The organism is Flavobacterium faecale (assembly GCF_048320115.1).
Classification (GTDB): Bacteria; Bacteroidota; Bacteroidia; order Flavobacteriales; family Flavobacteriaceae; genus Flavobacterium; species Flavobacterium faecale_A.
In genome coordinates this window covers 1778735-1794983 of the sequence record NZ_CP182943.1, presented here as the reverse complement: position 1 = coordinate 1794983, position 16249 = coordinate 1778735, and the positions used below count along the sequence as shown (strand labels likewise).

Below are 16249 nucleotides of genomic sequence, written 5' to 3'. Positions count from 1 at the left end.
TTTTAGTGCGTTTTTGCCGTTTTAATAAAAGCTTCACTATCCATCAAATATTGTGCATTTTCAATCACCTCATCTTGAATCGTAATTCCATCAATAATTTGGATAAAATCAGCTAATTCAATTCCAGTATTAATGGAATGGGCTTGGTAACCTTTTGGTGTTTTTACAAAGGCTACTTTTTTAGTTCCCACAGAAACCAATGCTTGTTTTGGAAGCCAAATTCCTTTTATCGAATGGGTCTCAATTCGCCCTTCCAATCGCAAACCAACAGGCAATCGTCCGTTTTCATTATTCAAATACACTCGGATTCTATTGGTTCTTTCGGAAGGATTTAACTGTGTTTCGACAAAATTTACTTTAGCGACAATTTCAGTATCATCTAATTCGGTTTTGATTCGAATGGACTGATTGACTTTGACCAAACTACTTTGACTTTGTCCCACATTAAAAACACCCCAAACTTTGGTCGTATTCACCAACTTAAAAACTTGTTGGTTTTTCTGAATATAATCCCCTTCTTTAATGGGCAATGGGGAAGTAGTTGTCGCTGAAGCATTCATTTTAGCAGAACTATTCTCTATCATTTCCTCTGCCCCTTGTACCAAACCATTTTCAGGACTATAAATCGTAACTACAGGATTTACTTTTTTGGCTGTAGCCAAAGCGTTAATCTGTGCGAGCGTCATTCCGTAAAGCGCTAATTTTTGTCGAGAAGCTTTTATAATCGAATGATTCTGGGCATCATTTGTCAATACATAAATGAAATTTTGTTGGGCTGTGGCCAATTCTGGACTGTAGATATCAAAAAGTTTTTGTCCTTTGACAACTTTTTGAAATTTATAATTCACATACATTTTTTCGATTCGCCCACCGATTCTTGCAGCTATACTTACTGTAGCGTTGGGATCATACATCACAATTCCTGGTACTTTAATTTGGGTACTCAAAGCAGAATCTTTTGGATGAATCACAGGATAATCTCCTACCACAAATTCATTAGTATTTTGCAATAAGTAATCGATAGAATGATTTTCGCTTATTTTGGCAACTGTAATTTTTTGAACCAATGTCATACCGCAAATGGGACAATTTCCAGGCTCGTGTTGCTCAATTTCAGGATGCATCGAACAGGTGTAAATAGCAGCTGATGCTGTAGTTTCTTCTTTTGGTTCATTTACAACTGGAATTAATTTCATTCCACATTTCGGGCAATCTCCAGGTTTGTCACTAAAAACAGAATCCTGAGGCATAGGACAGGTATAAACGGTCTCTGCATTAGAAAATGAAATTTTCTTATTGACCATAAAAAGACTAATTCCCACCAACAAGAACCCTAAAAACCACAAACTATATTTTAATTTCTTGTTCATCATTAGTTGTTTTCTAGTTGTTTTTCAATTTCTACCTGCGTAGTTAAAATAGCTTGTAACTTATCCAACGCATCCAATTGTGCCATATTCAAAGCCTCCCAAGCGTCAAGTACGGCAAACAAATCTCCTGTATTATTTTGCCAAGCCAAAACAGAAGTGTCATAATTTCGTTTTAAAGCGGGGATAATACTTTTCTCTGCAATTTCGTATTGCTTGTTCAAATTGATTAATTCCGTATTCATAGCCGAAATCATTCCAGTCGCTTCATTCAAAATCATCTGCTTTTGCCAAGCGAGACTTTCGTTTTTGATTTTTAAACTTTCGATAGTTGCTTTGTTCATCTTCGTGGACCAAGGCATCGGAATAGTCACCATTCCCATTAATGAAAAAAGTTGTTGTGGCTGACCAAGCATAAACATATGATCGTATTTAACACCAAATTCGGGTGCTAGTTTAGCTTTTTCAATCGCCACCTTCAGTTGGTTTAATTTCATCGTTTTTTCAATGGCTTTTAAATCTGAACGGTTTTCAGACAAGCTAGCCGTATCTTTTTGAATCCCATCATACTCCTTCAACTGATAGTTCATATCCAAATCGAAAGCTGTATTTTTATCCCTAGTCATCAAGGTATTGAGCACAATTCTTTTTTGATTACTTTCATTTTGCAACATAACAATCATACTTTCTAAAACACTCCATTGTGATTTGGCTTTATAGTAAGTAGGCAGCTTATCCATATTGTATTGGTAACGAATTTCCATACTTTTAATCATATAATTCAAAAGCGACAAATTCTCTTTGGCTACTTTCAATTTTTTTTCTAATACCAATCCTTGATAGTAATTTGTCTTCGCAATAGCGTTAAGCTGGTTCAACGTATAATTTTTATTCTCCTTTTCAACGGAAGACATGGCGTTCATATAATCCGAATCGGCTTTTAATTTTGACCCATTTGGAAACATCTGACTGACTCCAATCATATACATTCCCATTCCCGGCCCCATTTCATCCCCTTTCCACATTTCAGTATTATATGGTGTCATAAAAAAGCCTGTACTGACTTGCGGTGCCATCCAACTTTTGGCTCCCACGGCAGTAGCATCCATACTTTGGATATCCGCATCATACATCTTTAATTGTGGATTATTGTTTTTGATGGCAATCAAAACTGCATCCAAAGACAGCGTTTGTGAAAACCCTTGAGTAATCATTAATAACAAACCACTGAGTACGAGTATATATTTATTCTTTAACATCTATCAATTCAATTTTTCCTTTTGTTTTTAATTCATGAAGCTTTGTCATTTCAAAAACAATTGGGGTTACAAATAATACATAAATCACTGAGGTTATCGTTCCTCCAATCAATGGAACAGTGATTGGAATCATCACATCGGCTCCCGTTCCTGTAGACCAAAGAATGGGAACTAAACCAAACAAAGAGACTGATACAGTCATCAATTTAGGACGCAATCTTTTAGCTGAACCTTCAATAACGTAGTCTCTAATAATGGATTCGTTAAGTGTTTCAGCACTATTTCCGAGTTTGGTTACCATTTTATTCATCGCTTCGTTAAGGTAAATGGTCATCAACATCGCTGTTTCAATCGCCATTCCAAAAAGAGCGATAAAACCAACTGCAACAGCAACAGACACATTGATACCGTAGAAATAAACCATAAAGATTCCGCCAATCAAGGCAAAAGGAACGGTAATCATGGTTATCAAAGCTTCTTTTAACGAATGATAGGTGAAAAATAAAATCAAGAATATAATCACGATTACAATAGGCAAAATCAGGGCTAAGGTTTTATTGGCTCTTAGTTGGTTTTCCCATTGCCCACTCCATTCTAGATAATAGCCTTTGGGCATTTGCGACATCATAGCGTTTAATTTTTCTTGCGCTTCTTTGACCGTACTGCCTAGATCTCGATCTCGAACATTAAAAAGTACACTTCCTCTTAACATCGCATTTTCGCTATTAATCATCGGTGGACCATCGCTAATTTTTATATCGGCAACCGCTTCTAAAGGAATAGGACCAAAATCCATGGTTTGTACCTGTAACTTTTTAAGTGCTTCTATACTGTTACGGTATTCTTGTGCGTACCGTGCATTAACCGAAAATCGTTGGCGTCCTTCGATAGTGGTGGTCAAAGTCATTCCTCCAATAGCAGTTTCCACTACTGAATTAACATCATCAACTGAAAGCCCATACCTTCCGATAGCTTCCCGTTTGGCTACGATGTCAATATATTTTCCACCCGTAATAGGTTCAGCATATAAATCTTTTACTCCTGATGTTCCTTCTAGAGTTTGCTTTATTTTTTGTGCCAATACATTAATGGTATCTAAACTCGCTCCGTAGATTTTGACGCCCACATCGGTACGAATACCCGTTGCCAACATATTAATTCGGTTGATAATAGGTTGGGTAAAACCATTGGTTACACCAGGTATTTGTAGTTTGGTATTGATTTCAGTAATAATATCATTTTTGGTTTTTCCATCACGCCATTCGTTTTGTGGCTTCAACAAAACAATGGTTTCAATCATACTAATCGGGCTATTGTCTGTAGCTGTATTGGCACGACCCGCTTTCCCTAAAACATGGGAAACTTCGGGAATCGATTTAATCAATTTGTCTTGGACTTGCAAAATTCTTTTTACTTCCGAATTGGAAACATCGGGTAAAGTTACAGGCATAAACAAAACCGAGCCTTCATCCAGAGGCGGCATAAACTCAGATCCCAATCTACCATACATCATCAATCCAATCAACAAAGCCACCATATTGATCCCCAAAATAGTTTTACGCCATTTCAAGCAAAAAGTCAAAATAGGCGTATAAACACTTTCTAACTTTCTATTGATTGGGTTCTTATTTTCGGGTCTTAATTTTCCTTTTAACAGATAACTAATTAACACTGGCGTTAAGGTAATCGCTAAAAAAGCATCAACAATTAAGATAAATGATTTGGTCCAAGCCAAAGGACTAAACAACTTCCCTTCCATTCCTGTTAATAGAAAAACAGGTAAAAAAGACGCAATTACAATTAAGGTCGAATAAAAAACGCCTGGACCAACGAGTTTAGAAGAGGAAGAAATCAATTTCATTCTTTCTTCGGCAGACAGTGGATCCTGTTCTTTTTTGAATATTTTTTGAATTATTTTTTTCATGATGCTTCTTCTTGATTTTCGGATACTTCTTCTTGCTTTTCAGAAATGGTTCGATAAGCATTTTCGACCATTACAATTCCGTCATCGACTACTACTCCAATCGCCAATGCAATTCCGGTAAGCGACATAATATTGGAGGAAATCCCAAAAGCTTCCAACAGAATAAATCCAATGGCAACCGATATAGGCAACTGAATTAAAATAATCAAGGCACTGCGCCAATGAAAAAGGAAAAGCAGAATTACAATCGAAACTGCAATCATCTCTTCGATTAAAGTTCCTTTTACAGACTCTATTGCATTTTTAATCAATTCACTTCTATCATAAGAAGTCTTAAAAGTCACTCCAGGAGGCAATCCTTTGGCTACTTCTTTCATTTTTAATTTAAGAGCATCAATTACTTCGTTAGCATTTTCGCCGTATCGCATCACTACGATACCCCCTACGACTTCGCCGTTTCCATCAGCATCAAAAATCCCCAAACGCAAATCACCGCCCATTTGTACCGTACCAATATCTTTGACTATTACCGGAACCGAATTGTAGTTTTTGATAGCAATTTGTTCGATATCCGCAGTGTTTTTCAAATACCCCAAGCCTCGTATTACATAGGCCATATCACTCATTTCAAATTTTCGTCCACCCACATCATTATTTGACGACTTTACTGCGTCCATAACTTCCATGATACTCACATTGTAGTATTGCATTTTTAAAGGATCAAGAACCAATTGGTATTGTTTTTCGAAACCGCCAAAAGAAGCTACCTCCGCCACTCCTGGCACAGTTTGCAAAGCAAATTTGATATACCAATCTTGCAAGGCACGTTGTTCACCCAAATCCATTCCTTTTGCATCAAGATGATACCAAAAGATATGTCCTACTCCGGTTCCATCAGGTCCCAAAGTAGGCACTACATTTTGAGGCAATAACCGTTGCGCATAATTGAGTCGTTCCAAAACACGAGTTCTAGCCCAATACGCATCTACGTCATCCTCAAAAATGATGTACACAAAACTCATCCCAAACATCGAAGACGCTCGGATGTTCTTAATCTTTGGAATTCCTTGTAAATTGGACACCAACGGATAAGTAACTTGGTCCTCAATAACCTGAGGACTTCTCCCCATCCATTCTGTAAAAACAATAATTTGGTTTTCAGACAAATCAGGAATTGCATCAATAGGATTTTGCTGCACACTATACACTCCCCATCCTAACAACACTGCTGACACCAGCAATACTACCAAGCGGTTTTTGAGTGAAAATGTTATTAATTTTTCTACCATTTCATCTTATTTAACTTCCTCAGTTAATTTCATCCCACATTCTAAACAATCTTCCCCTTGCTTACCTGTCACCTCTGGATGCATTGGGCAGAAATACAATTGTTCATTGGTATTTTTAGTGCTATCCATTGATTTAATTTCAGTCTTATTTTCTTTACATGAAGCAAAAGAGAAAAGGGCTACGACTACTAGTATTTTTATGATATTTTTCATTTTGTATAATTTTATAGATTTATCTTAATTAGCCTTTTTCGTTTTTACTGCTCTATCATATTGGCAACATTTTGGCAATTGATTGTATGCAGTATTAGATGCTGGAAACTTATCGCTATCATAACCCGAAGCTGCAATTCTCTTTAGAATTTCGTCTTGGTTGGTTTTGGTAGAATCATAACTAAGTGTTGCCATTTTAGTATCAACATCCCAGTTGACCGTTGCCACTCCTTTGACAGTAGCAGCTTTTTCGATTGTTCTTTTACACATACCGCAGTTTCCGTAAACTTTAACGGTTTCGGTTTTAGCATTTTTTATTTGCGCGCTTGCAAAAGTCACTGATAGCAATAGAAACATTGCCATCACATTATTTATAAGTGATTTCATTTTGTTGTTTTTTTAAAAAAATTGAATAAATGGTCAAAAGCATCTATTACTAGACATCGCTAGTAACAAACAATTTATTAACCGAAAAAAAGTGATTATAAAGTCTCAACGACTTAGAAACTTGACATAATTAGGGCTGTCAAGACTAGTTTTTAGCCTATTTTAGGGATAAGCCAAATAGAAGAGTAACCATCAGACGTAAAAGTAACTGATGGATAGAATTTTTGTTTTTCGATGGAAAAATCAAAAACATTAATAAGTGCTTCAAAACTTGAATTCATCAAATAACTCAAACTAACGGAACTGGTAGTACATAAAGAATGTCCACATTTCCCGTCACAAGATTTTTGTTTTTCATTTTTAGAACACGATTTCGTTCCGCAACAACTTTTCTTTGAATCCGACTTAGAGGTCATTTCCATTGAACAACTTCCATTTGAATCATTTGATTTTCCACAAGCCAAAACAGCATTAGGCATCAAAAAGACGCCTAATAACAGTATAATATAGATGTGGATTTTTTTCATTGAAAAACCAGTGTTTGAAACAAAATTAACAAAACATTTTTGTTTTAACTTAAAAATATCTGTTAAAACATTACTAGTTTTTACCCAAAACAGCAAACATAATTGACTGTGAAACAGACAAAATTACGCTAAATAATAAGGCTACAAAAAAACCATCCACTGCAAAACCGCCTACTATAGCAGAGCACAATAAAATGATTATGGCATTAATTACTAGTAAAAACAACCCTAGTGTTAGTAAGGTAATAGGAAGTGTGAAAATTAAAATAAGTGGCTTGATAAATGTATTTAACAAACTCAAAACAAAAGCCACGATTAATGCTGTCGTAAAACCAGCAATATGCACCCCTTTCATCACATGTGATAAGATTACTACCAAAACAGCAGTAATAAGCATTCTGAATAATAATTTCATATCAATTTTTATTTACAAAGATAATTCTTTTCTGACTGCCTTGCTCAGTTAAAAAACGAACTGGCAAATTCGTAAAACATTTTAGGATTTTCTGCATGAAGCCAATGTCCTGCGTTAGGAATGGTTTCTAATTGCATTTGAGGAAAATGCACATTGATATTTTCAATATCGTTATCCAAAATATAATTAGAATTTCCTCCTCTTATAAAAAGTGTTGGTTTCTCAAAAAGGGCTTCATCAGGTAACGCTACTCCTATTTCGCTAATCTTTTCATTGAAAACAGCCAAATTAAAACGGAATGCTAATTGCCCCGGCTCTTTCCAATACAAACTTTTCATCAAGAATTGACGGGTTCCAAAATCGGTGATAAAATTCCCAATGATTTCTTCGACTTCGCTACGACTTGGTTTTTTTGAAAAATCTACAGCATTTAATCCAGCCAAAATTGTTTGGTGGTGCTGTGGATAAAATTTAGGGCCAATGTCTGCTACGATTAACTTATTAACCTTTTCAGGATAAGTAGTAGCAAAAAGCATTGCTGTTTTCCCCCCATTGAATGACCAATAATATCAACTTCTGTCAAATTATTTCCTTGACAATAATCATAGATATCTTGCGCCATGAACTCATAGCTAAAATCCTCGGACTGCAAACTGCGTCCGTGATTGCGCATGTCTAACATATGAACTTGATAACCATCGGCAGCAAATTGCGTTCCTAATGTTTTCCAGTTATCAGACATTCCTAAAAATCCGTGTAGAATTAAAAGTGGTTTTCCTTCTCCTTCTATTTTTGAGTATAGCATTTAAATTAAGGATTTTAGATTAAGGATTTTAGATTATAAAATTGCAATCTAAAAACTCAAAATGGTTTATTTATAAGACTACTTTAATTTTTGCAAATACATATTGACCACATTGTCAAGTCCTAAATACAAGGCTTCGGCAATTAAGGCGTGACCGATGGAAACCTCCAATAATCCTGGAATATTTTGTTTAAAAAACTGAATATTATCCAAGCTTAAATCGTGCCCTGCATTGATACCTAAACCAAGTTCGTTTGCCAGTTCAGCTGCTTTGATGTAGGGGTCTATCCCATTTTCATTTCCTAAACTGTATTGGTGCGCAAAAGCCTCAGTATACAATTCAATGCGGTCTGTACCAGTTTTTTTGGCTCCTTCAATCATATCCAATTGTGGATCGACAAAAATTGAGGTACGAATGTTATGGCGTTGAAACTCTTGAATCATCTCTGTCAAATAAGCTTGATTTTTCACTGTATCCCAACCTGCAGACGAAGTAATAGCTCCAATCGCATCAGGCACTAAAGTAACTTGATCCGGTTGACACTCCAAAACCAAATCTATAAAATTATGTTGTGGATTTCCTTCAATATTATATTCCGTATGCACGATTGCTTTTAAATCTCGAGCATCTTGATAACGGATGTGACGCTCGTCAGGACGGGGATGAATGGTGATTCCTTGACCTCCAAATTTTTGAATATCAGTGGCCACTTTTAGCAAATCAGGCACATTCCCACCACGTGCATTACGCAAAGTTGCAATTTTATTAATATTTACACTTAACTTTGTCATTGGAATACTTTTTGTTTATCAATTAATACGCAATAATTGCAGCAAAAATACGAAGTAAAAGGTAGGTGATTTTGTCTTTTTTTGATTATTTTGCATAAAATTTGAGAATTATTACGATGGAAATTACAGACTACATAACCAACGACCACAAAGCGATTGACTGTCAGGAAACTATAGGGACTGTCAAGGACTTTTTTGCGGAATTGCATTTCTCACATTTTCCTGTTGTGGAAGAAGGCATCTATATAGGCAGCATTGCCTCTGATGACATTGAAACTTTTGACGACGACAAAAGAGTAATTGATTACAAATATACCTTAGAAACTTTTTTCACTAGAACTAATGCTATTTGGCTTGAAGTTCTAGAGATTTTTGCTAAAAATCACAGCAATTTAATCCCAGTTCTAGACGAAGAAAATAAATATGTGGGCTATTACGAGATAGAAGAAATCATGACTTTTTTTCATCAAACTCCTTTCTTAAAAGAGCCAGGAAGAGTCATCAAAATAAAAAAAGGTGTACTAGATTATTCTATGAGCCAAATTACCCAAATTGTAGAAAGTAATAATGGGAAATTACTAGGTTTATTTATTTCTGAAGCGGATGTAAGCACCGTAGAAATTACATTAAAAATTAGTCTTGGAGCTATTAATGAAATTGTACAGTCCTTTAGAAGATACAATTACGAGATCACTTCAGAACATCATGAAGACAACTACATCAACAACCTAAAAGAACGTTCCGACTATTTAGACAAATATCTAAATATTTAATTATCGTTTAGACAACAAACGACAAATGAGAATTACTAAACGACATCAAAAAGAATGAAAATAGCCATTTACGGTCAATATTATCAAGATAGCACTGAGCCAATCATTGTAGAGATTTTAGAATACTTCACTACAAACAACATTGAATTAGTAATTGAAGCTACCTACTATCAGATTCTGTTAGCAGAAAATATAATTTCATCAGAATACAAAACTTTTTCAACTCATTCTGAAATTGATTCCAGTTTCTACATGTTTGTAAGCATTGGCGGAGACGGTACTATTTTAAGAGCAGCAACTTACATTAGAGATTCTGGTGTACCAATCTTAGGTATCAATGCTGGAAGATTAGGATTCTTGGCGACTGTTCAAAAAGAAAATATTAGCGAATTTTTACAAATTGTAATCGACAATAAACACAGCCTCTCGAAAAGAACACTATTGAGCTTGTCTTGTATTCCAACAAACGAAAGCTTACAAGACATTAATTTTGCTATGAATGAAGTATCTGTCAGTCGTAAAGACACCACCTCGATGATCACTATAGATACTTATCTAAACGGGGAGTATTTGAATTCTTATTGGGCTGATGGATTAATCATCTCAACTCCAACAGGCTCTACAGGTTATTCTTTAAGCTGTGGAGGGCCTATTTTGACTCCTGACACCACAAGTCTCGTAATTACACCTATTTCTCCTCACAACCTTAACGCAAGACCATTAGTAATTCCGGATGATACTGAAATTCGCTTAAAAGTATCTGGTAGAGAAGAAAATTACCTAGTATCACTAGATTCCAGAATTACATCAGTAGGAAACGAGTCCATTTTAACAATAAAAAAGACTCCTTTTCAAATCAATATGATTGAAATCCCTGAGGAAACTTTCTTAAAAACTTTACGTTCCAAATTATTATGGGGCGAAGACAAAAGAAATTAACCATACCAATTTCAGAATACAGTATACGAATCCCAGTAGTTTTTCGTTTTTATTCTATTAATAAAGTAATAGAAAACATTTAAAAACGCCTAATAACCAAATATTAACGACAATTATCATATTCAATCTTGATTAGCATTGATAATTATTATATTTGCAGGCTATTTTCAATTAAAAATGACGAAAAAAATAAGCATATTCATTTACTTCTTATTAAGTTCTACCATGTACTCGCAGATTCACGAAGTAGGTGTTTTTCTTGGAGGTAGTAATTATATTGGTGACCTAGGCCCAACCACCTACGTTTCCCCAAACGAATTAGCTTTAGGCTTGATTTACAAATGGAACAAAAGTCCTAGACATAGTTATAGAATTAGTTACACACAGTCTAATATCACCTCAAATGACCTAGATTCAAATGAAGCCAGCAGAAACCTGAGAGGATATCATTTTGAAAATAACTTAAAAGAAGTATCTTTAGGCCTTGAATTTAATTTTTTCGATTTCAACCTTCATCAATTAGGGAACAAAACAACACCATATATATACAGTGGATTGAGCTATACACGTTATAGCAGCCTGTTTTTTAGCGGTGGAGAAGCGAGAGAAGATTCAAGACGTGGCACTATTGCCATTCCGATGACAGTAGGAATAAAATCAAAGTTGAGCCGAAGCTTTATAATTGGATTAGAAGTTGGAGCAAGATATACATATGCAGATGATTTGGACGGTAGCTTACCTAAAAATCAAAACTTAAGTCAACTAAAATTTGGGAATATAAATAATAATGATTGGTATGTTTTTTCAGGGGTAACACTAACCTATACCTTTGGCGAAAAACCTTGCTATTGTGCAGAATAAGAAAATGAATTTACGAGATAATATAGATAAAAACCGACTACCAGAACACATAGCCATCATCATGGATGGAAACGGACGTTGGGCTAAAAAACAAGGCTTATTAAGAGCTCTAGGACACGAAAGAGGCAGTGAATCTGTTAAAGAAATCATTCGCTCTTGCATTGAATTAGGAGTTCAAAACTTAACTTTATACGCTTTTTCTACAGAAAATTGGAATCGACCTAAACTAGAAGTAGACACCCTAATGAAGATATTAGTAAAACAACTAAGAAAAGAATTAGCTACACTAGAAGATAAAAAAATTCGATTAAATACTATTGGAAGCTTTGACAAACTTCCAAACTCAGTCCAAGCTGAATTGAATGCTGTAAAAGAAAAAACCAAAAACAATACTAAAATGACACTTACTTTAGCACTAAGTTATGGCGCTAGAGAAGAAATTGTCACAGCCATTAAAACCATTAGTGATAAAGTTAAAAATAATATAATTTCAATTGACGCTATTGACGATTCGATTATTAATAAGCATCTTTACACGCATAATTTACCTGATGTAGATTTATTAATTCGTACTAGCGGAGAACACAGGGTGAGTAATTTCTTATTATGGCAAATTGCCTATGCAGAATTATACTTTACTGATATTTTATGGCCTGACTTTAAAGAACAAGATTTATATGAGGCTATCATTAGTTATCAAAAAAGAGAACGCAGATTTGGAAAAACAAGTGAACAAATTAAATAATTTTTTAGTGTTAAATAAAAACATAAAAGCAGTATTAACCTTTTTAATTTTGATAAGTTTTTCACAAATCAAAGCACAAAAGAGAGCCGATTTTGATAATGGTAAAAAATATATCATTGCAAAAGTTTCGCTTACCAATAAAATAAGTTTCAACGATCAAACTGTTGTCACATTTGCTGGTCTTGAAAAAGGGCAAACCATCACTGTTCCTGGAGAAGAAATCAGTAGCGCCATCAAAAAACTAGGAAAGTTAGGGCTTTTTGATGAAATTTCCTTTTACATTAATAAAATTGAAGGAGACAGCATTTATCTAGATTTAGACATTAAAGAATTACCCAAATTAAATGAGGTAAAATTTACTGGCATAAAGAAAAGCAAAGTCGATGCACTTATTAAGGATAATGGACTTACACAAGGAAAAGTAGTTAACGAAAACTTAATTACAACTACCAAAAATTACATTGAAAATAAATACAAAAAAGACGGTTACTTTAACACTAAAGTAAACATCAATACCGTTGTAGATACTACTGCTTTAAACCAAGTAAATATGGTAGTTGCTATTGACAAAGGGGAGAAAATAAAAATTCACGAAATTGACTTTATAGGAAACACTAAGTTATCAGACAAAACATTGCGTAAAGCGATGAAAGATACTAAACAAAAAAATCCTATTCGTATTTTCAAAGCCTCAAAATTCATAAAATCTAAATACAAAGAAGATTTAGAAAAAGTGATTGCTTCCTATAAAGAAAAAGGATACAGAGATGCTAGAATTGTATCAGACACGGTCACTTACAACAAAGAAAAAAACGCTTTATCTATTAAAATTAATGTTGAAGAAGGAAACAAGTACTACTTTGGAAACATTAAATTCCTTGGAAACACAGTTTATCCAGATCATTTTTTAAGCCGAATTGTAGGTGTTAAAAAAGGAGAAACTTATAATGGTGTACTTCTTGAAAAAAGAATTGCAGACAAAACAAAACCTGACGGAGAAGACATAACTAATTTGTACCAAAACAACGGTTATTTATTCTCTAACATCAATGCCGTAGAAGTAAGAACAGCTAATGACAGTATTGATTTTGAAATTAGAATTACAGAAGGTCCATTAGCGTATTTCAATAAAATCACAGTAGTAGGAAATGACAAAACGAATGACCGCGTCATTTACAGAGAACTAAGAACCAAACCAGGAGAAAAATACAGTAAAGAACTATTAGTAAGAACCATTCGTGAGATTGGACAATTAGGGTTCTTTGACCCTGAAGCTATTGACCCTAAATTTAAAAATGTTGATGCAGGTGCAGGTACAGTAGATATTGAATACAATTTAGTCGAAAAAGGATCTAGCCAAATCGAACTCCAAGGAGGTTATGGTGGTGGTGGATTCATCGGAACATTAGGACTATCATTCAATAACTTCTCAGCTAGAAACTTAGGAAACAAAGAAGCATACAAACCATTACCAATGGGTGACGGACAAAAGGTATCTTTAAGATTACAAGCTAGTACCTATTTCCAGACCTATAGTTTATCTTTTTCAGAACCTTGGTTCGGACAAAAAAAACCAGTTCAATTTAGCACATCATTATCATACAGTAAGCAGTTCTTAACGAACTTCCTTTCTGCATCAGGCGTAGATAAAAGTAAAAGTTTTAATATCTTGACACTATCTGTAGGTCTTGCAAAACGATTAACAGTGCCTGACGACTTCTTCGTATTGTCACAAAGTTTAAGTTACCAACATTATGACTTAAATAATTACAATACTGGATTATTTACCTTTGGAGATGGGACTTCAAGAAACGTGGCTTACACCATTGGAATTACTCGTAACAACAAAGGAGTTAATCCAATATTCCCAACTTATGGCTCAGAATTCAGCTTAACTGGTAAATTCACTTTACCCTACTCCTTGTTAAACGGTATTGACTATGCTACATTAGGCGATAAAAAAGAAAATAAATACATCTACAATGGAACAGCGTATGAAGGTACAAATGGAGAAATAGTTAACCCTGGAGATTATGTAGAAGCCATTCCTACTACAGCAAATCCTACACCAAATAAAGTTTCTGACTATACCGATGCGGCTGCAGATCCTTCAAAAGTGGATCAAAAGAGATTTAATTGGTTAGAATACTACAAAATTAAATTCAAAGCAGATTGGTACACCAAAATTTATGGTAAATTAGTACTCAGAACTTTGAGTGAATTTGGTTTCTTAGGCGCATACAATCAAGATCGAGGGGTAATTCCTTTTGAAAGATTTTATGTTGGTGGAGATGGATTAGCTAACTTTTCAATGGATGGTAGAGAAACTATTCAATTGAGAGGATATCAAAACAACTCTTTAACTCCAATTATCGAAGATACAAACGATAGTAGATTTGGACAACAAATTGGAGGAGCTATTTACAACAAGTTCTCAATGGAATTGCGTTATCCAATTACTCTAAAAGCAGCGGCATCTATTTACGCACTTGCTTTTATGGAAGCTGGTAATTCATTTTCAAGTTTCACCACCTACAACCCATTTGACTTAAAACGCTCAGCAGGTGTAGGGTTACGTGTATTTATGCCAGCATTTGGATTATTAGGTATTGATTTCGGACATGGTTTTGATGCAGCAACGGGTCAAACGGATAAAAGTGGATGGCAAACGCATTTCATTATCGGACAACAATTTTAAAAAACTTATCATTTCTAACATTTAGGCTATGAGAAAATATTTTTTAGTTTTAGTTATAATTTTGGCGAATATCAGCACCATTTATTCTCAAGCTCGAGGAACTAAAATTGGTTTTATCGATATGGAGTATATTTTACAAAACGTTCCTAATTATATTGATGCAAATACACAACTAGAACAAAAAGCCCAAAAATGGAAACAAGAAATTGAGCTTAAAAAAAATGACGTAAACAAATTAAAAGAAGCCCTAAAAGCTGAAAAAGCATTACTTACAAAAGGATTAATTGAGGAAAGAGAAACTGAAATAAAATTTCTAGAAAACGAAGTATTGAATCTACAGCAACAACGCTTTGGTCCAAACGGAAATTTAACGACTCAAAAAACTGACTTAATAAAACCAATTCAAGACCAAGTTTTTACTGCAATACAAGACATTGCAGAACAACAAAAATATGATTTCATTTTTGACAAAACATCCGATTTCACAATGATTTTTGCAGCAAAAAGATACGACATCAGCGACTTAGTATTACGCATCATAAATCGTTCTAACAAAAGAGAACAGTTATCTAAAAAACAGCTTCAAGCAGAATTAGATAAAGAAAAGAAAGAAGATGCTGTGGATGTAAACCCCGCATTAGCTGAAAGACAACAAGCCTTGGAAGCTAAAAAAGCAGAACGTGACAGGATATTAGAAGAACGAAAACTAGCTGCTGAACAAAAGAAAAAAGAGGCGGAAGACAGAAGAGCCAGACTGCTTGAAGAAAGAGAGGCTAAAAAACAAGAAAACAACTCTGAAACAACAGCAAAACCAAATTCAGACAAGAAAGACATAGCGGCAGAAATTGAAGCTAAAAAACAAGAACAAGCTGAAGAAAGAGCTAGAATCTTAGAAGAACGCAAACAAGCCGTTGAAAACAGAAAAAAAGAAGCCGAAGCTAAAAGAGCAGAATTACTAGAAGAAAGGGAAGCCAAAAAAACTGGCACGATTTCTGCCCCTACTAAAGTAGAGGAGACAAAAACGGAAACAAATAAAACTGTCACTAAGGCTGCTGCAACTAAAGTAGAAGCGCCAAAAGAAGAAGTAATTGACCCAAGAGCAAAAGCATTAGAAGACAGAAAAAAACTAATTGAGGAACGCAAAAAGGAATTGGAAGAAAAAAGAGAAAAAGCACTCCAAGTTCGAGATTCAATTAAAAAAGCAAGAGAATTACAATTAAAACAATAACTATATAATTACTTAATATTTTTAAAC

Annotated in this window: 14 protein-coding genes and 2 pseudogenes; 6 read left to right on the top strand and 10 right to left on the bottom strand. The window is 34.6% G+C overall.

Annotated features, from left to right (window positions below; genetic code table 11):
• Positions 1-2 precede the first annotated feature (2 nt).
• The 10 genes and pseudogenes from ACNH59_RS07550 to ACNH59_RS07505 form a co-directional block, all read right to left on the bottom strand.
• Complete coding sequence (locus ACNH59_RS07550) at positions 3-1373, bottom strand: efflux RND transporter periplasmic adaptor subunit (RefSeq protein WP_418264802.1); 1371 nt, start codon at positions 1371-1373, stop codon at positions 3-5.
• Positions 1373-2626: a TolC family protein gene (locus ACNH59_RS07545; RefSeq protein WP_418264801.1), complete on the bottom strand. Its 1254-nt coding sequence runs from the start codon at positions 2624-2626 to the stop codon at positions 1373-1375. Before ACNH59_RS07545 ends, ACNH59_RS07550 begins: the two co-directional genes overlap by 1 nt.
• Positions 2613-4550: an efflux RND transporter permease subunit gene (locus tag ACNH59_RS07540; protein WP_418264800.1), complete on the bottom strand. Its 1938-nt coding sequence runs from the start codon at positions 4548-4550 to the stop codon at positions 2613-2615. The genes ACNH59_RS07545 and ACNH59_RS07540 overlap by 14 nt, the downstream gene beginning before the upstream one ends.
• Complete coding sequence (locus ACNH59_RS07535) at positions 4547-5839, bottom strand: efflux RND transporter permease subunit (RefSeq protein WP_418264799.1); 1293 nt, start codon at positions 5837-5839, stop codon at positions 4547-4549. The genes ACNH59_RS07540 and ACNH59_RS07535 overlap by 4 nt, the downstream gene beginning before the upstream one ends.
• Before the next feature lie 6 nt (positions 5840-5845).
• Complete coding sequence (locus ACNH59_RS07530; protein ID WP_418264798.1) at positions 5846-6052, bottom strand: heavy metal-binding domain-containing protein; 207 nt, start codon at positions 6050-6052, stop codon at positions 5846-5848.
• 36 nt (positions 6053-6088) lie between these two features.
• A pseudogene (locus ACNH59_RS07525) lies at positions 6089-6439 on the bottom strand (heavy-metal-associated domain-containing protein); the annotation flags it as partial.
• 152 nt (positions 6440-6591) lie between these two features.
• Positions 6592-6966 (bottom strand): hypothetical protein, encoded by a 375-nt coding sequence (locus ACNH59_RS07520; protein WP_418264797.1) that lies wholly within the window; start codon positions 6964-6966, stop codon positions 6592-6594.
• A gap of 73 nt (positions 6967-7039) precedes the next feature.
• Entirely contained in the window at positions 7040-7381 is a 342-nt protein-coding gene (locus ACNH59_RS07515; RefSeq protein WP_418264796.1) for a phage holin family protein, read from the bottom strand.
• A 44-nt stretch (positions 7382-7425) separates the two neighbouring features.
• A pseudogene (locus tag ACNH59_RS07510) lies at positions 7426-8186 on the bottom strand (alpha/beta fold hydrolase).
• A 78-nt stretch (positions 8187-8264) separates the two neighbouring features.
• Entirely contained in the window at positions 8265-8978 is a 714-nt protein-coding gene (locus ACNH59_RS07505) for a pyridoxine 5'-phosphate synthase (RefSeq protein ID WP_418264795.1), read from the bottom strand.
• Between the two features lie 116 nt (positions 8979-9094).
• Here ACNH59_RS07505 and ACNH59_RS07500 point away from each other — a divergent pair, with 116 nt between their 5' ends.
• The 6 genes from ACNH59_RS07500 (at position 9095) to ACNH59_RS07475 (ending at position 16222) form a co-directional block, all read left to right on the top strand.
• Positions 9095-9751: a CBS domain-containing protein gene (locus ACNH59_RS07500; RefSeq protein WP_418264794.1), complete on the top strand. Its 657-nt coding sequence runs from the start codon at positions 9095-9097 to the stop codon at positions 9749-9751.
• Positions 9752-9805: 54 nt separating this feature from the next.
• The gene (locus ACNH59_RS07495; RefSeq protein ID WP_418264793.1) at positions 9806-10690 is read left to right on the top strand and encodes an NAD kinase; all 885 of its coding nucleotides are present in this window, start codon (positions 9806-9808) and stop codon (positions 10688-10690) included.
• Positions 10691-10867: 177 nt separating this feature from the next.
• Entirely contained in the window at positions 10868-11551 is a 684-nt protein-coding gene (locus tag ACNH59_RS07490) for a DUF6089 family protein (RefSeq protein ID WP_418264792.1), read from the top strand.
• Positions 11552-11555: 4 nt separating this feature from the next.
• On the top strand, positions 11556-12296 hold the full coding sequence (locus ACNH59_RS07485) for an isoprenyl transferase (protein ID WP_418264884.1): 741 nt from the start codon (positions 11556-11558) through the stop codon (positions 12294-12296).
• Entirely contained in the window at positions 12229-14994 is a 2766-nt protein-coding gene (locus tag ACNH59_RS07480) for a BamA/OMP85 family outer membrane protein (RefSeq protein WP_418264791.1), read from the top strand. The genes ACNH59_RS07485 and ACNH59_RS07480 overlap by 68 nt, the downstream gene beginning before the upstream one ends.
• A 28-nt stretch (positions 14995-15022) precedes the next feature.
• Entirely contained in the window at positions 15023-16222 is a 1200-nt protein-coding gene (locus ACNH59_RS07475; protein WP_418264790.1) for an OmpH family outer membrane protein, read from the top strand.
• Positions 16223-16249 lie beyond the last annotated feature (27 nt).